Raw genomic sequence first — 26,297 nt, 5'->3', positions numbered from 1 at the left:
GTACCGGCTTCAGCGCTCGACGACCCGCTCGGGCCGCAGGTCGAGTCCGCGCAGCGCCTGAGCGTTGAGGGCGACCACGATCGTCGACAGCGACATGAGCACCGCGCCGACCGACATCGGCAGCACGAACCCGACGGGCGCCAGCACGCCCGCGGCCAGCGGCACCGACAGCAGGTTGTACCCGGCCGCCCACCACAGGTTCTGCTTCATCTTGCGGTAGCTCGCCCGCGAAAGCTCGATCACCGAGATCACGGCACGCGGGTCGTCGGAGGCCAGGATGACCCCGGCCGAGCCGATCGCGACATCCGTGCCTGCACCGATCGCGATGCCCACGTCGGCCTGCGCCAGGGCCGGCGCGTCGTTCACGCCGTCTCCGACCATGGCGACCTTCTTGCCCTCACGCTGCAGCTCGGCGACCTTCGCCGCCTTGTCCTCGGGGCGCACCCCGGCGAACACCCGCTTGATGCCGAGCTCGCCGGCCACCGTCTGGGCGACGGCCTCGGCATCGCCGGTGATCATCACGACCTCCACGCCGCGGCGCTGCAGTGCCTGAACGGCCTCGCGCGACTCGGCCCGGATCTCGTCCGCCAGGCGCAGGGCGCCGATCACGTCGCCGTCGCGCACGACATGCAGGATGATCGCGCCTTCGGCGCGCCAGCCCTCGGCATCCGGAAGCTCCTGGCCACCCACCTCGCTGAGCATGTACGGACCGCCGACCCGGATCTCGTGACCGTCGACGGTCGCGGTCACGCCGACCGCCGGCGACGACCGGAAGCCGGTCGCCTTCGGCTGCGCGGTCGGCCCCTGAGCAGGGCGGGCGGATGCCGCGCGCACGATCGCCCGCGCCAGCGGGTGCTCGCTGTCGGCCTCGGCCGCAGCGGCGAGCGCCAGCACGACATCCGCATCCTCACCCGCGATCGGCGCGACGGCGGTGACCGTCGGCTCGCCCTTGGTGAGGGTGCCGGTCTTGTCGAACAGCACGGCGTCGACGTCGCGCATGCTCTCCAGCGCGAGGCGGTCCTTGACGAGCACGCCGGCTCGGGCGGCCCGCTCAGTGGCGATCGAGACGACCAGCGGGATCGCCAGGCCCAGCGCGTGGGGGCAGGCGATCACGAGCACCGTGATGGTGCGCACGACGGCCGCGTCGGGGTTGCCGAACAACGACCAGACGAGGGCGGTGATGACCGCGGCCCCGAGGGCGAACCAGAAGAGCCAGGCGGCCGCGCGGTCGGCGAGCCGCTGCGCGCGTGAGCTCGACGCCTGCGCGTCGGAGACGAGCTTGCGGATGCCGGCGAGCGCGGTGTCGTCGCCGATGGCCGTGACCTCGACGCGCAGGCCGGAGTCGGTGGCGACCGTGCCGGCGGTGACGTGGTCGCCCGTCTCGCGGCTGACCGTGCGGGACTCTCCGGTGAGCATGGACTCGTCGAGGTCGGCGCGGCCCTCGACGATCACGCCGTCGGCGGGGATGCTGCCGCCGGGCCGCACGATCACGACGTCGCCCACCCGCAGGTCGGACGGTTGCGCGGTCACGACCTCGTCGCCGTCAACGCGCTCGGCCTCGTCGGGCAGCAGCGCGGCGAGCGAGTCGAGTGCCGAGGTGGTCTGGGCGAGCGAGCGCATCTCGAGCCAGTGGCCGAGCAGCATGATCACGATCAGCAGCGCGAGCTCCCACCAGAACTCGAGTTCGTGGTGCAGGATGCCCAGGCTCGCACCCCACGACGCGAAGAACGCGACCGTGATGGCCAGCCCGATCAGCAGCATCATGCCGGGCTTGCGGTCCTTCAGCTCGCTGAGCGCGCCCGTGAGGAAGGGGCGCCCGCCCCAGACGTACATGACGGTGCCGAGGATCGGGGCGATCCATCGTGCGCCGGGGAAGTCGGGGATCTCGTAGCCGATCAGCATCGCGAACATGCCGCTGAAGGCGACAACCGGGATGGCGATGAGCAGGTTGATCCAGAACAGCCGCCGGAACTGCCCGACGTGGTCGCCGTGTCCCGCGTGTCCGCCGTGGCCGGCGTGAGCGTCGTGGCCGGTGTGGGCGGCGTGCGCGTCGTGGCCGGCGTGCATGTCGTGGCCCGCGTGCTCGTCGTGACCCGCGTGCTCGGCATGCATGTCGTGGCCCGCGTGCTCGCCGCCCGTCCGGGGGTTCTCCTCCTGAACGGAGGCGTGGTGCGCGGAGTGATCGTGCTCGTGGCCGTGGTGTCCGGCGTGGGGATCCTGGTTCATGCGAGCCTCCTCGGTTCAGCCGACGACGTCGGCCTTTGTTGTCCGCAACCGAATACCCCCCTAGGGTATTCCCGCGGCTACCGGTCCACAACCCTCGGGTCGCGATCCGACCCGCTCACGCCCGACAGTACCTGTCCAGGTCGCGATCCGTCCCGGAAAGCGGCCGCCGCCATACCGGGACGAAGTGCGACCTGAACGGAGAAGACGCCCCGACCACACCGGCTCCCGTATGGGAGCGAGGGGTGGGTGGGTCAGCGGAAGGTGCGCAGGCGCAGGCTGTTTCCGACGACGAAGACGCTCGAGAACGCCATCGCCGCACCGGCGAGCATCGGGTTCAGCAGACCGAGCGCGGCGAGCGGAATCGCCGCGGTGTTGTAGGCGAAGGCCCAGAACAGGTTGCCCTTGATCGTGCCGAGCGTGCGGCGCGAGAGCCGGATGGCATCCGCCGCCGCGCGCAGGTCACCGCGCACCAGGGTGATGTCGGATGCCTCGATCGCGACATCCGTTCCCGTTCCCATCGCCATGCCCAGGTCGGCCTGCGCGAGGGCGGGAGCGTCGTTGACGCCGTCGCCGACCATCGCGACGACCTTGCCCTCGGCCTGCAGCCGCGACACGACGGCGACCTTGTCCGCCGGCAGCACCTCGGCGATGACCTGGTCGATGCCGACCTTCGCGGCGATGTGCCGGGCCGCAGCCTCGTTGTCGCCGGTGAGCAGCACCGGCGTCAGGCCGAGCGCCTTGAGCGAGGCGACCGCCTCGGCGCTGGTGGGCTTGACCTCGTCGGAGACCACGATCATGCCGCGGGCGGCGCCGTCCCAGGCGACCAGTACAGCGGTCTGGCCCGCGCTCTCGGCATCCGCCTTCGCCGCAAGCAACGCGTCCGAGGGGTGGATCGCCCAGTCCTCGAGCAGCGAGCTCCGGCCGACGAGCATGGCGTGCCCCTCGACGACGCCGGTGACCCCGCGCCCCTCGACGTTCTGGAACGACTCGACCGGCGGCAGCCCAGCATCCGGAGAACCCGGACCATTCGCGTCGATGGCGGCATGTCCGCCGGCGGCGCGCCGGCCGCCGACCAGTTCGTCCGCGGATTCCGCGCCCGCCGAGGCGATCGCGCGGGCGATCGGATGCTCACTGGCGTGCTCGACGGCTGCGGCGAGCCGCAGCAGCTGCGCGGCATCCGCCCCCTCCTCGGGCACGACCGCGACGACACTCATCCGTCCCTCGGTGACCGTGCCGGTCTTGTCGAGCACGACGATGTCGACGCGACGGGTCGACTCGAGCACCTCCGGCCCCTTGATGAGGATGCCGAGCTGCGCGCCGCGCCCCGTGCCGACCAGCAGCGCGGTGGGAGTGGCCAGCCCGAGCGCGCAGGGGCAGGCGATGATGAGCACCGCCACGGCGGCGGTGAAGGCAGCGGATGCCGGGAACCCGGCACCCATCCAGGCGCCGAGCGTCGCCACGGCGATCGCGATGACGATCGGCACGAAGACGCCCGAGATGCGGTCGGCGAGGCGCTGCACCTCGGCCTTGCCGGTCTGCGCCTCTTCGACCAGCCGCGCCATCTGCGCCAGCTGGGTGTCGGCGCCGACGCGGGTCGCCCGCACCACCAGCCGTCCGCCGGCGTTCACGGTCGCGCCGGTCACGGCATCCCCGGCGCCGACCTCAACGGGCACCGATTCACCGGTGATCATCGACTGGTCGATCGCGGACAAGCCCGAGACGACGACGCCGTCGGTGGCGATCTTCTCGCCTGGCCGCACGACGAACTCGTCGCCGACGCGCAGATCCGCCGTGGGGATGCGCGTCTCGACGCCGCCGCGCAGCACGGCGACGTCCTTCGCGCCCAGCTCGAGCAGCGCCCGCAGTGCGGCCCCGGCGCGGCGCTTGGCGCGCTTCTCGAAGTAGCGTCCGGCGAGCACGAACATCGTGACTCCGGCGGCGACCTCGAGGTAGATGTTGGCGGCGCCGTCGCTCGGGGCGATCGTGAAGGAGAACCCGTGCGTCATCCCCGGTTCGCCGGCCGTGCCGAGGAACAGCGCGTAGAGCGACCAGAGGAACGCGGCCGTGGTGCCGATGCTGATGAGCGTGTCCATGGTGGCTGCGCCGTGGCGCAGGTTCACCCAGGCGGCGCGGTGGAACGGCCACGCCGCCCACACGATCACCGGCGCGGCAAGCGCGAGGGATGCCCACTGCCAGTAGGTGAACTGCAGGGCGGGGATCATCGCCAGCAGGATCACCGGCACCGACAACACGATCGAGCCGATCAGCCGGTGACGCAGCGAGCGCAGCTCACGGTCCTCGCGGGTCTCGGCGTCGTCGGCGCGGGGTGCATCCGGAGGCGCGGGCAGGGCCGCCGAGTACCCGGCGTTCTCGACCTCGGTGATCAGCACCGCCGGGTCGATCGGCCCGTCGACGGTGACCTGGGCCTTCTCGGTCGCGTAGTTCACGGTCGCGGTGACGCCGTCGAGCTTGTTGAGCTTCTTCTCGATGCGCATCGCACACGACGCACAGGTCATCCCGCCGATCTCGAGATCGATGCGGGTCTGCTCTGCGGCGCTCATGATGGTGCTCCTCGAGGGGGTCAGCGGGTGGTGTCGACGACGAACGGCACGGAGTGCACGACGCCGTCGATCTGGAAGTCGAAGTAGAGCAGGTAGCGCCCCTCGGTGGGCGCGGATGCCGTGAACGGCACGTCAGGGCCCGAGGTGTCGCCGGCCTGCGGCATGGCGCCGTCGGGGTGCACATGCGCGTAGCCGAGGTCGCCCTGGCGCAGCGCGACGAGATGACCGAAGGCGCCGAGGTAGGGCTCGAGGGTGGTGACGGGTGCGCCGTCCTCGGTCACCGAGACGGTCAGTTCGGATGCCGCGCCGGCGACGAGGTCGCCGCGCAGCTGCACGTCGTAACCGGCCACGACGGTGTGGCGTGTGGGCTGCGGGTCGAACGGGGTCAGCGACCCCGCGACCTGCACGGTGCGCGACAGGGTGACGGCGTCGGCTCCGGATGCCGCGAAGTCGGCGAACACGCGGTACGAGCCGGCCTGTGCCCAGGTCCAGTCGATGGACCAGACGCCGTCGGCATCCCGCTCCGGATGCACATGACGGAACTCGGCGCCGTCGGTGCGCACCACGATGAGGTGCAGCTCTTTGTCGTGCTCGATCTCGTAGGCCGTGACCGGCTCGCCGTGGGCGTCGAGGATACGGAAGCTCAAAGTTCCGCTCTCGCCGGTGGCGGCGGGGGCGCTGATCTCGCCGAGCGTGTAGCCGCCCTGCTCGATGGCGAGGCCACCGAGGTGCGCCGGCGCTGCGCCGTGGCCGCCGGCCTCGGCACTGGTGCTGCCGTGGCCGTAGGCATCGGCGCTGGTGCCGCCGTCGGATGCCGCGTCGTCGTGCGGCGCGGAGGATTCATGGTCCTGCATGGCTGCCTCCTTCTGCGAGGTGGTCCATTCGGTGGCGGTGCCCTCGGGCGCGATCGCACCCGATGCGGCTGCGGCGAGGCCGAACACCGCCACCAGACCCAGGCCGAACAGGCCCAGGCGTGCCGCGGCGTTCATCAGGCCGACACCGCCTGGTAGCCGGCCTCATCGACGGCCGCGATCACTGCGGCGACGTCGATGGGTGCGGCGGAGCCGACGACGAGCCGGCCGGTCTGCGCGCTGACATCGATGCTCTCGACGCCCGAGATCTTCTCGACCTCTTCGCGCACGGACATCTCGCAGTGGCCGCAGGTCATCCCGGTCACCTGGAACTCAGTCGTGGTCATGGTGCCTCCCATTCGTCGGAGTACCCCCTCGGGGTACTTGCACAACGTTACTACAAGATACCCCCTAGGGGTATTCCCTCGCGGCAGGAATTATTCGCGGACAGCCTGTTCGTGCGCGGCCACCGCGGCCGGGCGCGCGCGTTCAGCGCGCGGGCGCCGCCACGGCATCCGGAACTTCGCGCGCATCACGGTGCCGCGCCGCCGCCTCGGCGCGCGTGGCGACGCCGAGCTTGCGCAGCACGGCCGAGACGTGCACGCTGACGGTCTTGACGCTGATGAACAGGCGCTCGCCGATCTGCCGGTTGCTGAGTCCCTCGGCGAGCAGGTCGAGCACCTGCCGCTCGCGCTCGGTCAGCTCGCTGCCGCCGCCGCGGGCGGATGCCGCACCGAGCCGGCTGGCCTCCGCGAACTCGGCCGTCTCGCGCTGCAGTCGTGCGTGTCCGATCCGGTGCGCGATGCGCGCCGCCTCGGCGAGAGCGGATGCCGCTTCGGCCCGGTCGCCGCGCTCGGAGACGAGCGCGCGGGCGAGCTCGAGCCGCAGCGCGGCGGTGAACATCACCGGACCGTCGATGCGGTCGGCCACCGGGATCGCGGCGCGCAGCGCCGTGGATCCGCCGTCGAGCAGTGCCTCCAGCAGCACGCCCCAGTCGGCGAATTCGCGCACGCTGCTCATCCACGCCGTGCGGACCCGCCCGGCGAGTTCGGCTGCGCGCGCGTGCGCTCCGGTCGCCCGCAGTCCCGCCACGATCAGGCCGCCGTCCAGCAACCTCCTGGCGCTGTTCGCGAGTCGCGGGTGCTCGTTCTCGATCATGCGCTCGAGGGTGTCGGCGGCGTCGAGCAGCCGTCCTGCGCCGATCGCGAGGGTCATCTCGACGTCGGTGAGCGAGTACCAGACCTGTCGTTCGAACTCGGCGATCGACTGCATCACCGGGCGCCACTCCCGCAGCAGTGCCTCGGCCTCATCGATGCGGTCGCGCCACACCATCGCGCGGATCCGAGACAGTGTCGTGTACACGCGGAAGATCCGGTAGCTGCGGGCGGCGAGGTCGTTCCACAGCAGCTTGTCGACGCGGTCGATCTCGCCCAGTTCGAGCAGCGGGCCGACCATGTTCTCGGTGAGGATCGATCCGGTCGAGCGCTCCAGCCCGATCTCGCGGGCGTGGGCGATGCCGGTCTCGGCGGTGTGCAGAGCTTCGCGGTAGCGCCCGATGATGCTCAGCGAGTCGGAGTGGTTCACCCAGTAGCGCAGTCGCGCGTCGGTGTCGTGGGCATGCTCCCAGGCCATCGCGTAGCCCCGCATCGACTGCTCGATCTCGCCCAGGTGCAGCAGGCAGCAGGCCCGCAGGTTCGCGGCGATGGACAGCTGCGTGTCGAGGCCGACCCGCCGCGCGATCTCCATCGCCTGGTCGGCGGTGGCGATGGCCTCTTCGACCCTGCCCTCGATCATGAGCCGGCCGGCGAGCACGTTCAGCAGGGTCGCATGCAGGCCCTCATCGTCGACATCCTTCATCCGCTCGAGCGCCTCATGCAGGAGTGCCACCGAGCCGGGCCGGCCGACGTTCTTCAGATACTGCCCCTTGTCGCGCAGCAGCTTGACCCGCACGATCGGGGGCGTGTCGTCGTCGACCTCGTCCAGGGCGAGGTTCACGACGGTCAGGGCGCGCTCGTCGTAGCCGGCGTTGCGCAGCACAGAGCCCAGTCGCGACAGAAGGGTGATGTGCGTGATGCCGACCGCGTCGGCGGCATCCGGCACCTGATCCCACAGCTCGAGGGCGAGCTCGCCGAACCGGCCGGCGGTCGCGAACGCGAAGCGGGACTTGGCGCTGCGCATCGCCTGGATCGCGGCGATGAGCGCCCGGCGGGCGTCGTGCGCCTGGTGCCAGTGGAAGGCGAGCGCAGACTCCAGTCCGGAGACGCCCCGGGCCGACCGCTCCTCGAGCGCCTCGGCGTAGGCGCGGTGCAGGCGGGCGCGCTCCCCGGGCAGCAGGTCGTCGTGCACCGCCTCGCGCAGCAGCGCGTGCCGGAACCCGTAGGCCTCGTCGGTGCGCACGGCCAGCAGTGCCGCCCCGACGGCCTCGCGGATGCCGGCGTCGAGGCGTTCGTCGGGCAGGCCGACGAGTGCGGACAGCAGATCGTGGTCGATCGCGTCGTCGGATGCCGAGACGACCCGGATGATGCGCTTGGCGTCGTCGCTGACGGCGTCGAAGCGCACCAGCAGCAATTCGCGCAGCGAGTCGGGCAGCGGCCCGGTGGCGCCACAGGCGAGCTCTTCGATGAAGAACGGCACGCCTTCCGAGCGCTCGAGCAGCCGCGCGAAGGCGGCGTCGTCGATGGACGCGTTCAGCGCCTCGGCCAGATCGCGCACCTGCACCGGCTCGAGACGCCCGAGAGGGACGCGTTCGAGCAGTCGCGCACGCTCGGCTTCGACGAGGAAGGTGCGCACTGCGCCGCCGCGGCGCACCTCGTCGACGCGGCAGGAGATCGCGAAGAGGATGCGGTGCCCGGCCAGCGCGCGCAGCAGGAAGGCGAGCGTCGAAAGGGTCGCGTCGTCGGCCCAGTGCAGGTCTTCGACGAGGACGACGACCGGATGCCGTGCCGCCGCGGCTTCGAGCACGTTGGCGATCGCCTCGCGCACGCCCTCGGCGCCGACCGCGCGGTCGACGGCCTCGTCACCGAGTTCGGGCAGCAGCACCCGCAGCGCCTCGCGTGCCGGCCCCGCCGTCTCGGCAGCGGCATCCCCGAGGGCGGCGAGCGCACCGCGCAGGATCGCCGGCAGCGGCCCGTACGGCGCGGGCGTCGCGCCGTAGTCGAGGCACCAGCCGGTGAGCACGAGCGCAGCATCCGCCGTCCTGTCGCGGAACTCGCGCAGCAGGCGCGACTTGCCGATCCCTGCTTCGCCGGCGACCAGGACGGATGCCGGCTCGCCGGCGACGGCGCGACGCAGCGCGGCGTCGAGCAACTCCAGTTCGGCGTCGCGGCCCACGATCTCGGGGCTCGACACGATGACGGACATGTTCTCATCGTGCCACCAGCCGCCGCCATCGGGGCGGGTCTGCCCACCGGCGGGCGGGATCCGCCCGCCGGCGAGCAGCGCGTCGCGACCGTCGGTCATGCGTCGTTCAGGGCGCAGCGGGCGCCGGCCGGGCAGGCCGTCTCGGCTACACGCCGCGCGCGGGGTGCGGCGGGGCTCGCCGTCCGCGCGGTGGCGTGCTGCGAGGTGGCGTGCTGCGAGGCGGAGCGCGGAGCGATGGCTCGCACGATCCGGCTCAGCAGTCCCTGGCGCGGCACGATGCGGTCGGCGTGCTCCTCGATCATCCGGCGGCGCTCGGCCAGCCGCGTCGCACGCTCGGTCTCAGCGCTGGTCACGCGATAGGTGAGGTAGTCATTCTGGTACATGGGATGTCCCCTTCCGGTGCATCCCTACACTCCTCGCTGAGGGGGTGGGCGAGCATCGGGAGGATTCCCTATTCCTGCGCCCGTGGCGCCTCAGATCGCCGTCATGAGCCGATGAACTCCTCGGCCTCGCCGAAGTCGGGCTGCTCGCGGATCTCGACGGTCGCGCCGAGCCGGTCGGTGTCGAGCACGACGACCTCGTTCTCGCCGGCGCGCCACAGCGGCGCCGGTGCGCACAGAGTGACCTGCGGGCCACGCTCCCAGTAGCGGCCGATCAGGAAGCCGTTCAGCCAGACCATGCCCTTCGCCCCGCCGGGGAAGGCGAGCCAGGCGTCCGCCGGCTCGGTGATGGAGAAGGATGTCGTGGCCATGCCGTCCTGGGTGCCCGAAGCCTGGGTTCCAGAGGCCTGGGTCCCTGAGGCCTGGGTCCCTGAGGCTCTCGAAGGGCCCCTGGCCTCATCGGCATCCTGCAACGGGCCCTTCGACGGGCTCAGGGACCCATCGGGGAGGGGCATGACGTCGCGCGGCAGCATCCGGTGCTCCCAGCCGTGCGCGAACCGGCGGCCGATGAGCACTCCGCGCAGAATGCCCTTGTGCTCACCGGTGAGCGGTCCGTAGTTGATGCGGCCGAGGCTCTCGACGATGATCGTCAGCCGTCCGCTGCCGCCCTCCGCGGGCAGCGGCAGCGTCGACGGACCGTCGTGCTCGATCGTCCCGAGGCGCTCATCGTCGAGGAAGACCGTGGCGCGGTCGCGCAGCTCGAGCAGCGTCAGCACCTCACCGGCCTCGAACGTGACGTCCGCCTCATAGGTGACCAGGCCGTCCTCCGCCCCGAGCTGCTCGTACGTGAGCGGCTGCGGACCGCTCGCGACGACCGGCTGCGCGCGCACGACCTCCAGCAGCGAGGCCACCGGAATCAGAGTTGCGGATGCCGCCGGCTGACGCTGGGGAGCATCGGGCACCGGCGGCAGCTCACCGTCGTGGAACGGCGCGAATGCGGCACGCAGCGCGTGGAACTTGTCGTTCAGCGTGCCGTCCTCGCCGATCGGCGCGTTGGAGTCGTAGCTGGTGATCGTGGGCTGGATGACGCCGCCCGCGGGCCCCGAGTGGTTCGCGCCGGCCCACAGGCCGAAGTTCGTGCCGCCGTGCGCCATGTACATGCTCACCGAGCCGCCGGCATCCAGCAGTTCGCGCACGGTGCCGATCATGCTGTCGGCCGAGCGCACGTGGTGCTGCTCGCCCCAGTGGTCGAACCAGCCGCCCCACAGCTCGCTGCACATCAGGTGGTGGTCGTCGCGGCGCAACGCCTGGGCGAGCGCGACCCCGGTGCCGAACGTGAAGGTGCCCATCGCATCCGCCACACTGCCGTTGCGCACCATGTCGGCGGTGGTGCCGTCGGCGGTGGTGAGCATCTCGACCATCCCGCGGGCACGGAGGCCATCGCGCAGGTGCGCGAGGTACGCAGCATCCGACCCGAAGGAGCCGTACTCGTTCTCGACCTGGATGAGCCGGATCGTGCCGCCGTGGGCGGCCTGCAGGGGCGCGAGCTGCGGGATGAGCGCGTCGTACCAGGCGTCGACCGCGGCGAGGAACGCCGGATCGCTGGTGCGCAGTGCGCGGGTGCGGCCCGAGAGCCAGAACGGGATGCCGCCGTTCGACCACTCCGCGCAGATGTACGGGCTGGGGCGCACGAAGACGTCGAGCCCGACCTCGCCGGCGATGCGGATGAAGCGCGCCACGTCGCGCCAGCCGGTGAAGTCGATCTCGCCCTCGGTGCGCTCGTGGAAGTTCCACGCCACGTACGTGTCGACGGTGTTCGCGCCCATCGCCGCCAGGCGGCGCAGGCGGTCCTCCCACTGGTCGGGGTGGATGCGGAAGTAGTGCACGGCGCCCGAGAGGATGCGGTGCGGTGCGCCGTCGCGGAAGACCCGGCCGTCGCGCCAGGTGAGGGATGCTGAGGACATGACGCTCCGGTGAGATGTGCCGCCGTGTTGACGATCACACCCTACCGGCGGGCGCACCGTCCGTGCGCCCGCCGGTGGTCGTCAGGGGGTGTCGCCGACCGCGTGCGGACGGGGCACCGTGAGCAGCGTGCCGGTGTCGGTGAACTCCCGCTGGATCTCCTCGTTGTGGCGGTAGGTGGCCAAGCTCACCACGACCGCGACGATCAGGGCCAGCACGAACGCCGGCAGCAGCTCGTACAGTCCGGTGCCGAGGCTGCTCCAGATGAACACCGTGGCGGCGCCGACGAACATGCCTGCGAGCGCGCCCCAGTTGGTGAGCTTGCGCCAGAACAGGCTCAGCAGGATGATCGGGCCGAACGCCGCACCGAACCCGGCCCAGGCGAACGCCACCAGGCCGAGGATCGTGTCGTTCGGGGTGATGGCGAGCACGATCGCGATGATCGCCACGGCCAGCACCGCCAGGCGGCCCATCAGCACCAGCGACTTCGGGTTCGGCGGCTGCTTGCGGAACACTTTGTACAGGTCTTCGACGAGCGCCGACGAGCACACGATCAGCTGGCTCGAGATGGTGCTCATGATGGCGGCGAGCACCGCGGCGAGGATGAGGCCGGCGATGAACGGATGCAGCAGAGTCTGCGACATCACCAGCACGACCGTCTCGGGGTTGGAGAGGTCGATGCCCTGCGAGGCCATGTAGGCGATGCCGACCAGGCCCGAGAGGATCGCGCCGCACAGCGAGACGATCATCCACGAGATGCCGATGCGGCGGGCCGACTTGGCCTCCTGCGGCGAGCGCAGCGCCATGAACCGCACGATGATGTGCGGCTGCCCGAAGTAGCCCAGGCCCCAGGCCAGCGCCGAGATGATCGCGATCACCGTGCCGCCGGTGACCGCGGCCCCGCCGAGCATCGACAGGTGCCCGGAGCCGGCGTTCTCGGCGATCAGCGAGGTGGTCTCGTCGATGCCGCCGACGGCGATGACCGCCGAGATCGGCACGACGATCAGGGCGATGACCATCATCAGGCCCTGCACCACATCGGTGAACGAGGCGCCCAGGAACCCGCCGAAGAGCGTGTACAGCAGGGTGATGCCGCCGACCAGCAGCATCCCGACGAGGTAGTCGCCGTTGAAGGAGCTCTCGAAGAAGACGCCGCCTGCGACCATTCCCGAGGAGATGTAGAAGGTGAAGAACACCAGCACGACCAGGCCCGAGAGGATGCGCAGCAGCCGGGTGCTGTCGCGCAGCCGGTTCTCGAAGAAGCTCGGCACCGTGATGGAGTTGCGCGATACCTCGGTGTAGGCGCGCAGTCGCGGGGCGACCAGCAGCCAGTTCAGGTAGGCGCCGATGGTGAGGCCGATCGCGATCCACGCCTCGATGAGGCCGGTCAGGAAGATCGCGCCGGGAAGGCCCATCACCAGCCATCCCGACATGTCGGATGCCCCGGCGCTGAGCGCTGCGACCCACGGCGGCAGGTTGCGTCCGCCGAGCATGTAGTCCTCGTGGTCATCGGTACGGCGGTAGGCGAGGTAGCCGATGAGCAGCATCGCCGCGAAGTACAGCCCCAGAGCGAGATAGAGGAAGATCTGATCGGACATCGTCGTCCCTTCTGCGGTGCACGGCACCGCTGTTGCCTCCGACCCTGCCACAGGGTGCGGCTCCCCTGCCAGGGCGACGCGCGATTACTCTGAGACCATGCCGTCGATGACCGCCGCTGACGCACTCGCCGCGCTCGCCGCCCTCGAGGATCCGAAGGCACGAGCCGTGAACGAGCGGCACGGCGATGCGCACGGGGTCAACCTGTCGAAGATGCGCGGTCTCGCCAAGCAAGTCGGGACATCGACGGATCTGGCCCGTGAGCTGTGGGACAGCGGCGACGTCGCCGGACAGCTGCTCGGTCTGCTGATCGCCAAGCCCCGCGAACTGTCGGCGGATGAGATCGACCGGATGCTGCGCGGAACCCTCAGCGCCAAGGCGCACGACTGGCTGGTGAACTACATCGCGAAGAAGTCGCCTCTCGGCGACGACCTGCGGCTGCGCTGGATCGACGATGCGGATGCCGATGCCCGGGCCGCCGCGTGGTCGCTGACCTCGGTGCGCGTGGCGAAGAAGCCGGACGGGCTGAACCTGGACGGGCTGCTGGATCGCATCGAGCGCGAGCTGCGCGACGCGCCCTCGCGCGAGCAGTGGGCGATGAACGAGACCCTCGCGTACATCGGCATCCACCACCCGGCACTGCGCGAGCGTGCCGTCGCGATCGGCGAGCGGCTGCAGGTGCTCGCCGACTACCCGGTGCCGCCGAACTGCACCTCGCCGTTCGCTCCCCTCTGGATCGCCGAGATGGTGCGCCGCCAGGGCTGACGCTGCACTCAGCGCAGCGGGGAGCGGCGGGCGGAGGGCCGGGACTCGGCGGGGGCCAGGATGCAGAGCAGCTGCACGAGCGTCGCCAGCCACAGCAGCACCAGTCCGACGACCACCGCCTCGAGCGCCGCGACCGACAGCATCCCGAATCCGAAGGCGAGCGCGACCGCGAGCGCGACGAGCACCACCAGCACGGTGGTGAGGATGCGCAGCATCCGCAGTTCTGCCATCAGCGACGTCGTCATGATCGCCGCCGCGAGGATCAGGGCCAGCGTCGCGAATGCGGCGATCGCGTGGGCGACCGGCACGCGATCGAGCGGCAGCAGACCGACGCCGGCGAGCGCGAGTCCGGCGCCTGCCCAGGCGAGCACGACGGCGGCGATCCCGCGCAGCGCCGGGTCGCCCAGCATCCGGTGCAGGTCGCGCCCCAGGTACGAGCCGGTCGTCGCGATCAGCAGACCCGCGGTGATCACGGTGCCGTTGAACGCCCAGCCGCCGGCGCCGATGCCGAGGTCCGAGAAGCTGCTCTCCCACCAGGCGGCGTCGGCCGCGGTGAGCATCGCGAACAGTGTGCCGATGATGAGGAAGGCGAACAGCAGCCCCGCGATGTCGCGGGTGCCCAGGCGGATGCCGGTGCGGAACGCGAGCCTTCCGCCGATGGCGGAGGCGACTCCCGTGAACGCACCGCCGCCGATCGGCGGCAGTTCGAGCCCCTGCAGTCCGGTGGCGAGCACCTCGCCGGCCAGCAGCACGCCGAGCCCGGTCACCCCGGCGAGCGCGAGCGTGACCGCGGCCTCGCTGATGTTCGAGACGAGCGTCTGCCACAGCGGCATCGGCGCGGTCTCACCGGCCCGGTGCATCCGCGTGCTCACGACGAACGCCGCAGCCGAGATGACTCCGGCGACCAGCGCCGTCGGGATGATCACCGAGCCGTCACCGCTGAACGGGCGGGCCGCGCCCCACAGCACGGCCGTGCCCGCGAGCACGCCGACGGCGAAGCAGATCGCCGTGGCCCAGAGGGCACGGGCCTGCTCGCGCAGCATCCGCTCGATGTCCGTCGGCACCCGTCCATCGAACCATGCCGGTCCCCCATACGCTGGGTGCATGAGCACCCACATCGCCGCCGCGCCCGGTGAGATCGCCCCCGTCGTCCTGTTCCCCGGAGACCCGCTGCGGGCGAAATGGATCGCCGAGAACTTCCTCGACGACGCCCGCCTCTACAGCGAGGTGCGCGGGATGCTGGGCTTCACCGGCACGTGGAACGGGCACCGCGTCTCGGTGCAGGGCTCGGGCATGGGGCAGCCGTCGATGGCGATCTACGCCAACGAGCTGTTCGACTCCTACGACGTGCAGACCATCGTGCGGGTCGGGTCGTGCGGGGCGCTGACCGAGAAGCTCAAGGTGCGCGACATCATCATCGCCAACGGCGCGAGCACCGACTCGGGCATCAACCGGGTGCGCTTCCACGGACTCGACTACGCGCCCGTCGCCGACTTCTCGCTGCTGCGCGCCGCCGTCGAGGCGAGCGAGTCGCTCGAGCTGCGAAGCGCGGTGCACGTGGGTCAGCTGTTCTCGAGCGACCAGTTCTACAGCACCCGCCCCGAGCTCACGGCGCCGTTCGTCGAGCACGGCATCCTGGGCGTGGAGATGGAGGCCGCCGGCCTCTACACGCTCGCCGCCTACTACGGTCGCCGGGCGCTCGCGATCTGCACGGTCAGCGACCACATCGTCACCGGCGAGGAGACCACCGCCAAGGAGCGCGAACAGACCTTCGGCGACATGATCGAGATCGCGCTGCGCGCGGCGACCACCTGAGAGTTTGGGGCCGGTTTCGCCTCCCGTTCCAAGGGGCGCAGCCGGGCTACCGTTGAGCCATGCGCATCCCCGCCGCGATCCAGTCCGCCCGCCGCGCTCCGCTGCTGCAGGTGCTGAAGTCGGCTGCGGCGACGATCGCGGCCTGGCTTCTCGCGGGCTGGCTGATCCCGGGGCCGCTGCCGGTGTTCGCGGCGATCGCCGCGCTGCTGGTGGTGCAGCCCAGCGTGAACCAGTCGCTGGTGAAGGCGCTCGAGCGCAGCGCCGGGGTGATCGCTGGCGTGGTCATCGCGGTGCTGCTGAGCCTGCTGCTGGGTGCGCAGAGCTGGGTGGTGCTGGCGGCGATCGTGGTGGCGATGCTCATCGCGTGGGCGCTGCGCGCCTCGCCTGGTACGGGCAATCAGGTGGCGATCTCGGCGGTGCTCGTGCTCGCACTGGGGTCGTCGAGCCCCGACTACGCGGTCGACCGGATCATCGAGACGCTGATCGGCGCGGCCATCGGCTTCATCGTCAACGTCGCGATCGTGCCGCCGGTGCTCACCGCCCCGGCCCGGCGCGACATCGGGATGCTGGGCCGCGAGCTCGCGGCATCCCTCGACAGGCTCGCCGACGCCCTGCCCGCCACCCTCACCCCGGCGCAGCGTGAGGAGCTGATGCTCGAGGCGCGGTTGCTGCGGCCGATGAAGGATGCCGCCGAGGCATCCCTGGTCGCCGGTGAGGAGTCGCTGTCGCTGAACCCGCGACGCTCGCGCCACCGCGACGACCTCGTCGAGCTGCGTGCCCTGCTCGATCGGCTCTCGCCGGTCGTGACGCAGGTGATCGGGATGACCCGCGCCTGTTTCGACCACTACGACGATGCCCTCGCAACCGACCCCGCGGTGCGGGCGATCGCCGAACAGCTGCGCCGCGCCGGTCACGACGCCCGGCTGGCGGTGCAGGCGGCGGATGCCGTGCCCGAGCCCGATGCGCTCACCTCGGCGATCCCGGCGCTGACAGCGCCACTCGTGGTGCGGCCGCCGGCATCCGATCACTGGATCCTGGTCGGCTCGCTGATGGAGGATCTGCGCCGCATCCACGACGAACTGCGCGCCGAGCGCTGACCACCACTACCGCGTCTCGGACGGGTGGGTGGTTGTGACCCGCGGTCGGCGGGTCAGACGGCGGCGCGGGCGACGTGGCTGCGCGCGTGCGCGGCCGCAGCGGCCAGGTCGTCGAAGAGGTGGTTCTGGTGCCGTAGCGACGCCAGCACGCCGACCCGCTCGGCGAGCTGCAGGTGCTGCGGCTGGATGCCCTTGACCAGCACGGTGATACCGCGCCGCTCCAGCGAGTGGATCATGTCGGTGATCACCTGCGCGCCCGTCGCGTCGAGGATCTGCAGCTGCGACATCCGGATGACCACGACCTCGATGTCGCGCAGCGTGCTGACGCGTTCGAGCATCCGCTCCGCCGCACCGAAGAACAGTGCACCCTCGAGCCGGAACACGGCGATGCGCTCATCCCCGGGCTGCGCGGCTCCGGGCAGCTCCTCGCGGTGCACGCCGCTGGCCTTCGCGAGCTGACGCAGCGCGAAGAACCCGGCCGCGAGCAGCCCGATCAGCACCGCGTAGACGAGGTCGACACTCACCGTCACGATCGCCGTAACGACGAAGACCACGGCATCCGCCCTCGTCGATCCCATCACCGCGCGCACCGTCGCCGGCGCGACCATGCGGCAGGCCGTGACCATGAGCACCCCCGCCAGCGCCGCGAGCGGGATCCGCGAGACCACCGACGCCCCGACCAGCACGATCGCCAGCAGCAGCAGGCCGTGCACGACCGCGGCGAGGCGGGTGCGTGCACCGGCGCGGATGCTGACCGCCGTGCGGGCGATGGCGCCGGTGGCCGGCATCCCGCCGAACAGCCCCGAGGCGATGGATGCCAGCCCCTGGCCGACCAGTTCCCGGTCGGCGTCGTACGGGCCGGTGTCCGAGATGCTGGCGGCGACCCGCGCCGCCAGCAGCGATTCGATCGCGGCGAGTGCGGCGACCGCGAGAGCCGGGCCGACCAGGCCGGCCGCGGCGTGCAGCTCGACGACGGGCAGGGTCGGCGCGGGCAGGCGGGCGGGCAGTTCGCCGATGACGTCGACGGGCAGGTCGAGGAGGGCCGCGAGCAGGCCGGCGATGAAGATCGCGACGAGGGATGCCGGGAACCGCGGCGCGAAGCGCGCGCCGACGAGCATGATCGCCACGACGAGTGCGACCAGCAGCAGCGACCAGCCGAGTTTCGGCCAGGTCGCGGTGAGCGCGGCCTGCACGGCAGAGACCGCGGCGTTGGTGCTCTCGCCCGGCTGCGTGCCGGTGGCGGTGGGCACCTGCTGCAGGAAGATGATCACCGCGATGCCGAGCGTGAACCCCTCGATGACCGGCCACGGGATGTAGCTGATGGTCCGCCCGAGCCGCAGCGCGCCGGCCAGCAGCACGATCACACCGGAGAGCAGGCAGATCAGAGCGAGCGCCCCGGTGCCCTGCGAGGCCATGATCGGGGCGAGCACGACCACCATCGCGCCGGTGGGCCCGGAGACCTGCACGTTCGATCCGCCGAAGATCGCCGCGACGATGCCCGCGATGATCGCGGTGACCAGGCCGCTCTCAGCCCCCGCACCCGAGCTGACGCCGAAGGCGAGCGCGAGCGGCAGAGCGACGATGCCGACGGTGAGGCCGGCCAGCAGATCGGCGCGCCAGGTGCGCGGCACGGCACGGTAGTCGGTGCGCGAGGGAAGCAGCGCGAGCAGCCCGCGCGCGCTCGTTCCTGTGCTCATGACCGCACTCATGCCCGCACTGGAATCTCGGGCAGCCCCTCACGCTCGGTCAGCTGCTGCTGGGTGGTCTGCAGGATCTCGCCGAGCAGGGTGCGGGCCACGCGCAGCAGGTCGGCGACCTGCGGGTACGCGAGCCGGTAGTACACCAGGCTGCCGCGGCGCTCGGAGACGACCAGCCGGTTGCGACGCAGCACGGCGAGGTGCTGCGAGACGTGCGAGGCCTCGAGGTCGACGACGTCGAGGAGTTCCGAGACGGACGCCTCGGGCGCAGCCGAGAGCACCTCGAGGATGCGGATGCGGATGGGGTGCGCGAGACCCTTGAACAGGCCGGCCTTCACCTCGTACAGCGGCCGGTTCGGATCGCTCAGCATCCGCTCTCCCCTCTCTTCGGCTCATTCGCTCGGCGGCGTCAGCTCATCAGCATCCCGCCCGACATGACGACTTCATCATATCGCGATACGGTGGGTGCATGGCCCTCCCCCTCTGCCCCGAATGCTCGAGCGAGCACGCCTACGAGATGGGCGCCCTGCTCGTCTGCCCGATGTGCGGTCACGAATGGGTGCCGTCAGAGACGGCATCCGAGTCCGATGCTCCCGCCGAGCCGGTCGTGAAGGATGCCGTCGGCAACGTCCTCGCCGACGGCGACACCGTCGTGGTCACCACGACCATCAAGGTCAAGGGCTCCCCGCAGGGCATCAAGGCCGGCACGAAGGTGCGCAGCATCCGCCTCATCCCGCCGGTGAACGGGCACGACATCGACTGCAAGGTCGACGGATTCGGCGCGATGCTGCTGAAGTCGAGCCTCGTGAAGAAGGCCTGATCCGGCGCGGTCGGATCAGAGCCCGTCACGCGGCGAGGAACTCCTCCCACGTGGTGCGTCCGCGCACCACGGACGGGTCGGCGAGGTTGTCGCCGGCCCGGTAGGCCCGCCCGACGGCGCCGGGGATGCGGATGCCGAGACTGCGCCGCGACGTGCCGCAGGCGCTGTCGAAGGAGCGCACCATCTCGGCCACCTCGTGCACCTGCGGGCCGGCGAGGTCGGCGACCCGTCCCGCCGGATCACCCAGGGTGAGCTCGGCGAGCCGGGCTGCCACATCGTCGACGCCCACCGATTCGAACCGCAGCCCGCGCGGGGCGATGCGCATGTTCGAGAGGGTCTTCACGATCGGCACGGCGAACTCGTGCAGCTGCGCGACGCGCAGGATCGTGAACGGGATGCCGCTCTGCTCGACGGTCCGCTCGGCGGCGGCCTTCATGCGGAAGTATCCGATGGGCATCCGGTCGGCGCCGATCACCGAGATCAGCACGAGATGCCGCACTCCGGCCCGCTGCGCGGCGGCCACGAGGGTCTGCGCCGCGACGTCGTCGCCCTTTGCGCCGCCTGCCAGATGCAGTACCGTGGCGACTCCGGCGAGCGCCGCATCGAGACCCGTGCCGCGCACGGTGTCACCGGCGACGTGCTCGACGCCCGGCTCGGACGCCCTCGGATGCCGGGTGAGGATCCGCACGTCGCGGCCGGCTGCGCGCAGCAGCGGCACGGTGCGGCGGCCGATGGTTCCGGTGCCGCCGGTGACGAGAATCGGGGTGTTCATGGTGGTGGTCCTCTCTTCGTGTGCGCCGGCCGGTCACATTCCGGCCCGCGCGTCCGTCGAGGTCATGACGATCCGCACCGAGGAGATGTGACATGACGGAGGAAGAACTCGCCGAGCGCTTCGAGACGGCGCGTCCGCGGCTGCGCGCGATCGCGGCGCGGATGCTGGGTTCGAACGCTGATGCCGAGGATGCCGTGCAGGAGACCTGGCTGCGGCTGACGCGGAGGGATGCCTCGCGGATCGAGAATTTCGACGCGTGGTGCACGACCGTCGTCTCGCGCATCTGCCTCGACCTGCTGCGCGCGCCCCGGATGACCCGCGAGAAGTCGTGGCAGGTGGAGCCGTGGCGCGATGAGCCGATCGATCCGGATGCCGACCCGGCGGATTCCGTCGCCGAGGCCGACCAGGTGAACGTCGCGCTGCTCGTGGTGCTCGACGCGCTGACCCCTGCGGAGCGCATCGCGTTCGTGCTGCACGACGTGTTCGGCAAGCCGTTCGGCGAGGTGGCCGCCGCAGTCGATCGCACGCCGGCAGCGGCGCGGCAGCTGGCCTCGCGAGCACGGCGGCGCCTGCGCGCAGCATCCGTTCCGGTTCGGGACGATCGCCGACGCGAGCGCGCGCTCGTCGATGCGTGGCTGCTCGCCGCCCAGCACGGCGATCTGCGGGCGCTGCTCGGGCTGCTGCACGACGACGCCGTGCTCGATGCGGATTACGGGACGCGCACTCAGCACCTCGCGGGGGCGGCGGAGATCGCCGCGCAGGCCGTGCTGTCGGCGAGGCTCGCCGCGCACGCGACGCCGGTGCTCATCGACGGCCGTCCAGGTGTGGCGGCGACGTTCGGCGATCGCGTCGTCTCGCTGATGGCGTTCGACATCGACGCCGGCCGCATCGTCGCGCTGCGGGTGCTCGCCGACCCCCACCGCCTGGCCGCCCTGTCTCTCTGACGCCGGGCCGCCGGCCGGCGCGGACGCGGCGCTCGGGATGCAGGAGATCGCACGAAATGCAGGGCCGGATGCTGGATGCCCTCCTCCATTTCGTGCGAAGTCCTGCGTTTCGTGCGAGCTCGGGAATGGATGCCGGGAGGAGCACGGGCGGGGAGGTGAAAGGATCGAAGCATCATGCTTCTCGATCCCTCCCTCGTCCGCGGCGCCGATCCGGATGCCGTGTACGCGGCGTTCGTCGAATGGGCGGAGTCGACCGGCATCACCCTCTACCCCGCCCAGGACGAGGCGCTCATCGAGATCGTCTCGGGCCAGAACCTGATCCTCAGCACCCCCACGGGCACGGGCAAGTCACTGGTCGCCGTCGGCGCACACTTCGCCGCGCTGGCCGACGGCCGGCGCACCTACTACACCGCCCCCATCAAGGCCCTGGTCAGCGAGAAGTTCTTCGCCCTGGTCGACGTGTTCGGGGCGGCGAACGTCGGCATGGTCACGGGCGACTCGGCGGTCAACGCCGACGCCCCGATCGTGTGCTGCACGGCCGAGATCCTCGCGAACCTCGCGCTGCGCGAGGGTGCGGATGCCAAGGTCGGCCAGGTCGTGATGGACGAGTTCCACTTCTACGGCGACCCCGACCGCGGCTGGGCGTGGCAGGTGCCGCTGCTCTCGCTGCCGCAGGCGCAGTTCGTGCTCATGTCGGCGACGCTCGGCGACGTCTCCGGGCTCGCCGCCGACCTGACCCGCCGCACCCTGCGCGAGACCGCCGTGGTCACCGGCGTCGAGAGGCCGGTTCCCCTGCACTTCCACTACGAGACCACGCCGATCCACGAGACCATCGACGATCTGCTGCACACCGACCGCGCCCCCGTGTACATCGTGCACTTCTCGCAGGCCGCGGCGATGGAGCGGGCGCAGGCGCTCGCCAGCGCGAAGGTCGCCACCCGTGAGCAGCGCGACGCGATCGCCGAGCTGATCGGCGGCTTCCGCTTCACGACCGCGTTCGGGCGGACCCTCGCACGCCTGCTGCGGCTGGGCATCGGCGTGCACCACGCCGGGATGCTGCCGAAGTACCGGCGTCTGGTCGAGCAGCTCGCCCAGCGCGGGATGCTGCGCGTGATCTGCGGCACCGACACCCTGGGCGTCGGCATCAACGTGCCGATCCGCACGGTGCTGCTCACGGCGCTGACGAAGTTCGACGGCACCCGGATGCGGCAGCTGAACGCCCGCGAGTTCCACCAGATCGCCGGTCGGGCGGGCCGCGCCGGGTACGACACGGCGGGGACGGTCGTCGCGCAGGCGCCCGAGCACGAGACCGAGAACCTCGCCGCGATCAGGAAGGCGGGCGACGACCCGAAGAAGAAGCGAAAGATCATCCGGAAGAAGGCCCCCGACGGCTTCGTGTCGTGGGGCGAGCCGTCGTTCCTCAAGCTCGTCGACTCCGAGCCCGAGACGCTCACCTCGCACATGCAGATCACCAGCGCCATGATGCTCAACGTGATCGGCCGTGGCGGCGACGTCTTCGCGAATATGCGTGCGCTGGTATACGACAATCACGAGCCGCGCTCTCGGCAGCGTGTGCTGGCGCTGCGCGCCATCGGCATCTACCGCACGCTGCTCGAATCGGGCGTCGTCGAGGTGGCCTCCGGTGAGGTCAGGCTCACGGTCGACCTGCAGCCGAACTTCGCCCTCAACCAGCCGCTCTCGCCGTTCGCGCTGGCCGCGTTCGAGCTGCTCGACCCTTCGACTCCACAGTTCGCGCTGGACATGATCTCGATCGTCGAGGCGACGCTCGACGATCCGCGCGCGGTGCTCTCTCAGCAGGAGTTCATCGCCCGCGGTGAGGCGGTTGCCGCGATGAAGGCGGAGGGCATCGAGTACGACGAGCGGATGGAGCTGCTCGAGCAGATCACCTACCCGAAGCCGCTCGAAGAGCTGCTCGACGCAGCCTTCCTCACCTTCAGCGCCGCCCAGCCGTGGATCCGCGACTTCGAACTGCATCCGAAGTCGGTGGTGCGCGACATGTACGAACGAGCCATGTCGTTCGGGGAATACGTCGCGTTCTACAAGATCGCACGGTCAGAGGGCGTCGTGCTGCGCTACCTCTCCGACGCGTATCGCGCCGCCTCGCAGACCATCCCCGAGCACCTCAAGACCGAAGAGCTGCGCGACCTGATCGAATGGCTGGGCGAGCTGGTGCGGCAGGTGGACTCTTCACTTCTGGATGAGTGGTCAGAGCTGGTGAACGGGCTACCAAGAGCTGGGTCCCTGAGCCTGTCGAAGGGCGACGAACCGGTCGTCCCGCCCGCGCCGAAGCGGCTCACCGCGAACGTGCGCGCCTTCCGCATCCTGGTGCGCAACGAACTGTTCCGCAGGGTACAGCTCGCGGCCCGCGAGGACGTCGCCGCACTGGCGGAGCTCGATCCCGGTTTCGGCGCCGACGGGTGGGATGCCGCGCTCGACGCGTACTTCGCCGAGCACGACGAGATCCTCACCGGGGCGAATGCGCGCAGTTCAGCGCTGCTGCTGATCACCGAGGGCGCAGACGCCTGGACGGTGCGCCAGATCATCGACGATCCCGCCGGAGATCACGACTGGGGCATCTCGGCCACCATCGACCTCACGGCATCCGATGAGGCAGGCGAGGCCGTGATCACCGTGACGGCCGTCGACCGCCTGTAGTGCCCTCAACGGTGCGCAGCGCCTCGAGGTGCCGCTCGGCGACGCGCAGGACGACGTCCGAGGTCACGGCATCCGGGCGCCGGCTGACCTTCACTCCCAGCCACGGCGTATCACCGGCCGCCTGCACAGCCGCTCGCACCCGGCCGTCGGTGAGCAGCGAGGCGGCATCCGGGTCGATCGACGCGAACGGGTGATGCGCGTCGATCCACGGTCCGCTGTACGACCCCTCCCGGTCGGATGCTCCGGAGAGCGACAGGCCCACCAGCAGTCCCGACTCGGCAGCCACTGCGATCTGACCGGCCACGGCATCCGGGTCGCGCAGCTCGATCGCCGAACGCCCCCAGTTCATCCAAAGGCCGACTTCGGCGCCCGAGGCGCGGATCGCCTCGATCTCGCCCTGCAGCGAGAGGAAGCCCTTCTCGGGGGTCTGACCGGGCACGTGCGCGTCGCAGTGCTCGATGATCAGCTGCGCCCCCGACCAGTCCCACTCGGAGATCTCGCCGAGCGAGCGCGCGAGCGCCTCGGCATCCGCTGTTCCCCGTGGGGCGGTGTGCAGCGCGACCGTGACGACCCGGGCCGCGCTGCGCGCGGTGATCTCGGCGACATCGGCGGCGACGCGACGCAGGTCGGCGATCGCCGTCGACCGTCCGTCATCGCCCGCGGCTGCTATGCCGTAGCCGGCATATGCGCCTACTCGACGCATGATCCAGGGCAGCGGAGTGACCGCGAGCCCGATGGCCGGTACGTTCTGCAGGAACCACTCCGAGTCGTGCGGGTGGATGCCGTCGATCCACGGCACCTCGAGCGCGGCGACGCCGGGCAGCGCCGCCAGCCCGTCGAGCACCTCGCCCTCGATCTGCGGATCCCAGCGCGCGAACGCCGGCGAAAGCGGATAGGCGCTCAGCTGGATCAGCCGGCCCATCAGTGCGAACCCCCGGAACCCCGCGAAGCCCCAGCAGCATCAGCCGCGAGCGCCCCCACGAACCACGAGGTGATCGTCGACGGGTGCGTGATGGCGGTGCCCACGCATACGGCGAGCGCACCGGCGTCCCGCGCGGCGACGGCCTGTGCCGGACTGTGGATGCGCCCCTCCGCGACGACCGGCCGACTGCAGTGCGCGGCGATCAGCGAGATCAACTCGAGGTCGGGTCCAACCATCACGGGCTGCGCGGATGCGGCGCTCCACCACTGCTGACCAGATCAAACAGCTAATCCTCTCGCAGGGACTGCGACCAGGAGACCCGCTTCCCACCGAAGCCGAGCTCTGCGAGACCCTCGACGTGTCGCGCTCCTCGGTGCGCGAGGCGATCCGCTCGCTGTCGACGCTCGACATCGTCGACGTGCGCCACGGTCACGGCACCTACGTCGGCGAGATGTCGCTGGATCCCATGGTCGCCACGCTCGTCTTCCGCAGCGTGCTCTCGCCCGAGGGCTCGCTGCAGTCGCTGCGCGAGGTCGTCGAGGTGCGCCTCGCGCTCGACCTGTCGATGACCGAGCGCGTCGTCGCCGCGGGAGCCACGGATGCCGACGACCCCGAGCTGCGCGAACTCGTCGACGAGATGGTCGACCGCGCCGACCGTGGTGAGCACTTCCTCGAGGCAGATCGCGCGTTCCACACCCGGCTGTTCGAGTCGACCGGCAACCGCCTGGTCGGTCAGCTCGTCGGGGCATTCTGGGACGTGCACACCGCCGTGCTCCCCCAGCTCGACATCGCCCCGCCCGAGGACATCACGCTCACCGCGAAGGCGCACGGAGACATGCTCGCCGCGGTGCGCGCCGGCGACGTCGAGGCGTACCGCCAGGCCGTCATCGCGCACTACCAGCCCCTGCAGCGCGTGCTGGCCAACACCGAGGCGCACTGACGGCATCCGGCCGGTGCTGTCCGGCATCGGCCCGCCGCGAAGCGCAGCATCCGGCCGGTCAGGTCTCCCGGACGGCCCTGCTGTACCCGCTCGGCGACAGGCCGAACACCTCCCGGAACGCCCGGGCGAAGTAGTTGGCGTCCGGCAGGCCGACCGCCCGCGCGATCTCGCGCACCGGCTCGTCGCCGAACGCGAGCCGCCGCGCGGCGGCGGCCACACGCAGCTCGCGCAGGTGCTCGCCGATCGTCTTGCCGGTGTGCTCCTTGAAGCTGCGACGCAACGTCGATTCGCTCATGTGCGCGACCTCGCACAGCTCGGCGGGGTCGGGCGTGACCGTCAGATCGGCGGCGATGCGCTCGAGGATGCGGGTGATCCGCGGGTCGCGCCGGCGGCCGGCCGCGAGGTGCCGGACGGGGTGAGTCGGCTGCCGCTGTGGCGACCGCGCGACGAATCGGTCGCTCGGCCCAGCGCCACGGCCAGCGAACCGGCCGCGATGAGCGATCGGCCCGGGCCCTTCCGCGACCACGCCTCGATCACCTCGTCGAAGGCGGATGCGACGGCGGGGTCGCGTCCGGCATCCGATCGGGGCGGGATGCCGGCGATGAGCGCACTGAGCACCTCCGGCGAGGCGGCGAACCGGATGGAGCCGAACGCGACGTCGGCCGAGGTTGACCGGGCCGACAGCACGGCGCCCTCAGGCACGAGCACGAGGCCACCGGCGCCGACCTCGTGCGACTGCCCGTCGGACTCGATCACCCCGGTGCCGGAGGACCGTCGATGACACGGGATGACCGTGTGGTGCTAGTACTGGCCGGTCAGCGAACGGCGCGCGCGGGCGGCATCCGTCGGGCTGGTCGACATCCGTCGGGCACAGCTGCACGACTCGGGAACGGATGCACGACGAATCGGGCGA

General features: G+C 71.0%; 22 protein-coding genes and 1 pseudogene. 7 read left to right on the top strand and 16 right to left on the bottom strand.

Features of this window, described 5'->3' with window-relative positions; translation table 11 throughout:
• Positions 1–9: 9 nt before the first annotated feature.
• The 8 genes from H7694_RS00455 to putP all read right to left on the bottom strand — a co-directional run bounded on the left by H7694_RS00455 (position 10) and on the right by putP (position 12,938).
• Positions 10–2,226 carry a heavy metal translocating P-type ATPase gene (locus H7694_RS00455; RefSeq protein ID WP_193597648.1) on the bottom strand — a complete coding sequence of 739 codons (2,217 nt, stop codon included), beginning with the start codon at positions 2,224–2,226 and terminating at the stop codon, positions 10–12.
• Between the two features lie 251 nt (positions 2,227–2,477).
• Complete coding sequence (locus tag H7694_RS00450) at positions 2,478–4,787, bottom strand: heavy metal translocating P-type ATPase (RefSeq protein ID WP_193597647.1); 2,310 nt, start codon at positions 4,785–4,787, stop codon at positions 2,478–2,480.
• Between the two features lie 20 nt (positions 4,788–4,807).
• Positions 4,808–5,776, bottom strand: a complete 969-nt coding sequence (locus H7694_RS00445) for a heavy-metal-associated domain-containing protein (protein WP_193597646.1) — start codon at positions 5,774–5,776, stop codon at positions 4,808–4,810.
• Positions 5,776–5,985, bottom strand: coding sequence for a heavy-metal-associated domain-containing protein (locus tag H7694_RS00440; RefSeq protein ID WP_193597645.1), 210 nt, complete (start codon positions 5,983–5,985; stop codon positions 5,776–5,778). Before H7694_RS00440 ends, H7694_RS00445 begins: the two co-directional genes overlap by 1 nt.
• Positions 5,986–6,127: 142 nt before the next feature.
• Positions 6,128–9,097, bottom strand: a complete 2,970-nt coding sequence (locus tag H7694_RS17830; RefSeq protein ID WP_193597644.1) for a helix-turn-helix transcriptional regulator — start codon at positions 9,095–9,097, stop codon at positions 6,128–6,130.
• Positions 9,094–9,381 (bottom strand): hypothetical protein, encoded by a 288-nt coding sequence (locus H7694_RS00430; protein WP_193597643.1) that lies wholly within the window; start codon positions 9,379–9,381, stop codon positions 9,094–9,096. Before H7694_RS00430 ends, H7694_RS17830 begins: the two co-directional genes overlap by 4 nt.
• A 101-nt stretch (positions 9,382–9,482) precedes the next feature.
• Positions 9,483–11,342, bottom strand: coding sequence for a glycoside hydrolase family 35 protein (locus H7694_RS00425; RefSeq protein WP_193597642.1), 1,860 nt, complete (start codon positions 11,340–11,342; stop codon positions 9,483–9,485).
• Positions 11,343–11,423: 81 nt separating this feature from the next.
• The gene (putP, locus tag H7694_RS00420) at positions 11,424–12,938 is read right to left on the bottom strand and encodes a sodium/proline symporter PutP (protein ID WP_193597641.1); all 1,515 of its coding nucleotides are present in this window, start codon (positions 12,936–12,938) and stop codon (positions 11,424–11,426) included.
• A gap of 97 nt (positions 12,939–13,035) precedes the next feature.
• Here putP and H7694_RS00415 point away from each other — a divergent pair, with 97 nt between their 5' ends.
• Positions 13,036–13,701: a DNA alkylation repair protein gene (locus H7694_RS00415; RefSeq protein ID WP_193597640.1), complete on the top strand. Its 666-nt coding sequence runs from the start codon at positions 13,036–13,038 to the stop codon at positions 13,699–13,701.
• Positions 13,702–13,709: 8 nt separating this feature from the next.
• Here H7694_RS00415 and H7694_RS00410 read toward each other — a convergent pair whose 3' ends face one another.
• Complete coding sequence (locus H7694_RS00410) at positions 13,710–14,765, bottom strand: DUF998 domain-containing protein (RefSeq protein ID WP_227468201.1); 1,056 nt, start codon at positions 14,763–14,765, stop codon at positions 13,710–13,712.
• 40 nt (positions 14,766–14,805) lie between these two features.
• Between H7694_RS00410 and deoD the strand changes: the two genes are divergently transcribed.
• Together deoD and H7694_RS00400 are read left to right on the top strand one after the other, a co-directional pair.
• Positions 14,806–15,516 (top strand): purine-nucleoside phosphorylase, encoded by a 711-nt coding sequence (gene deoD / locus H7694_RS00405; protein WP_193597639.1) that lies wholly within the window; start codon positions 14,806–14,808, stop codon positions 15,514–15,516.
• Between the two features lie 59 nt (positions 15,517–15,575).
• On the top strand, positions 15,576–16,613 hold the full coding sequence (locus tag H7694_RS00400) for an FUSC family protein (protein ID WP_193597638.1): 1,038 nt from the start codon (positions 15,576–15,578) through the stop codon (positions 16,611–16,613).
• A 53-nt stretch (positions 16,614–16,666) separates the two neighbouring features.
• Here the strand turns inward: H7694_RS00400 and H7694_RS00395 are convergent, their stop codons facing one another.
• Both H7694_RS00395 and H7694_RS00390 read right to left on the bottom strand, forming a co-directional pair.
• Positions 16,667–18,310, bottom strand: coding sequence for a SulP family inorganic anion transporter (locus tag H7694_RS00395; protein WP_193597637.1), 1,644 nt, complete (start codon positions 18,308–18,310; stop codon positions 16,667–16,669).
• 8 nt (positions 18,311–18,318) lie between these two features.
• A complete protein-coding gene (locus tag H7694_RS00390) occupies positions 18,319–18,681 on the bottom strand; it encodes an ArsR/SmtB family transcription factor (RefSeq protein WP_193597636.1) in 363 nt (120 codons plus the stop codon).
• A gap of 98 nt (positions 18,682–18,779) precedes the next feature.
• On the opposite strand from H7694_RS00390, the gene H7694_RS00385 reads away from it, so the two are divergent.
• Complete coding sequence (locus H7694_RS00385) at positions 18,780–19,130, top strand: zinc ribbon domain-containing protein YjdM (RefSeq protein WP_193597635.1); 351 nt, start codon at positions 18,780–18,782, stop codon at positions 19,128–19,130.
• Positions 19,131–19,155: 25 nt separating this feature from the next.
• Here H7694_RS00385 and H7694_RS00380 read toward each other — a convergent pair whose 3' ends face one another.
• Positions 19,156–19,902, bottom strand: a complete 747-nt coding sequence (locus H7694_RS00380) for an SDR family oxidoreductase (protein WP_193597634.1) — start codon at positions 19,900–19,902, stop codon at positions 19,156–19,158.
• Between the two features lie 92 nt (positions 19,903–19,994).
• Between H7694_RS00380 and H7694_RS00375 the strand changes: the two genes are divergently transcribed.
• Together H7694_RS00375 and H7694_RS00370 are read left to right on the top strand one after the other, a co-directional pair.
• Positions 19,995–20,846 carry a sigma-70 family RNA polymerase sigma factor gene (locus tag H7694_RS00375; protein ID WP_193597633.1) on the top strand — a complete coding sequence of 284 codons (852 nt, stop codon included), beginning with the start codon at positions 19,995–19,997 and terminating at the stop codon, positions 20,844–20,846.
• A 174-nt stretch (positions 20,847–21,020) separates the two neighbouring features.
• The gene (locus H7694_RS00370) at positions 21,021–23,522 is read left to right on the top strand and encodes a DEAD/DEAH box helicase (RefSeq protein WP_193597632.1); all 2,502 of its coding nucleotides are present in this window, start codon (positions 21,021–21,023) and stop codon (positions 23,520–23,522) included.
• On the opposite strand, the gene H7694_RS00365 is transcribed toward H7694_RS00370, so the two are convergent.
• Both H7694_RS00365 and H7694_RS00360 read right to left on the bottom strand, forming a co-directional pair.
• Positions 23,494–24,444: a DUF4862 family protein gene (locus H7694_RS00365; RefSeq protein ID WP_193597631.1), complete on the bottom strand. Its 951-nt coding sequence runs from the start codon at positions 24,442–24,444 to the stop codon at positions 23,494–23,496. The two genes, H7694_RS00370 and H7694_RS00365, sit on opposite strands and share 29 nt — an antisense overlap.
• A pseudogene (locus H7694_RS00360) lies at positions 24,444–24,674 on the bottom strand (N-acetylmannosamine-6-phosphate 2-epimerase); the annotation flags it as partial. The pseudogene H7694_RS00360 and the gene H7694_RS00365, both read right to left, overlap by 1 nt.
• Positions 24,675–24,694: 20 nt before the next feature.
• Between H7694_RS00360 and H7694_RS00355 the strand changes: the two are divergent.
• The gene (locus H7694_RS00355; RefSeq protein ID WP_193597629.1) at positions 24,695–25,384 is read left to right on the top strand and encodes a FadR/GntR family transcriptional regulator; all 690 of its coding nucleotides are present in this window, start codon (positions 24,695–24,697) and stop codon (positions 25,382–25,384) included.
• Between the two features lie 58 nt (positions 25,385–25,442).
• On the opposite strand, the gene H7694_RS00350 is transcribed toward H7694_RS00355, so the two are convergent.
• Both H7694_RS00350 and H7694_RS00345 read right to left on the bottom strand, forming a co-directional pair.
• The gene (locus tag H7694_RS00350; RefSeq protein ID WP_227468353.1) at positions 25,443–25,697 is read right to left on the bottom strand and encodes a helix-turn-helix transcriptional regulator; all 255 of its coding nucleotides are present in this window, start codon (positions 25,695–25,697) and stop codon (positions 25,443–25,445) included.
• A 23-nt stretch (positions 25,698–25,720) separates the two neighbouring features.
• A complete protein-coding gene (locus H7694_RS00345; RefSeq protein WP_193597627.1) occupies positions 25,721–26,140 on the bottom strand; it encodes a hypothetical protein in 420 nt (139 codons plus the stop codon).
• Positions 26,141–26,297 lie beyond the last annotated feature (157 nt).

Origin of the sequence: Microbacterium sp. YJN-G (assembly GCF_015040615.1) — a bacterium.
In the GTDB taxonomy this organism is placed as follows: Bacteria; Actinomycetota; Actinomycetes; order Actinomycetales; family Microbacteriaceae; genus Microbacterium.
Note: the sequence above shows the minus strand (reverse complement) of the source record. Positions and strands in the feature narration are given on the sequence as shown.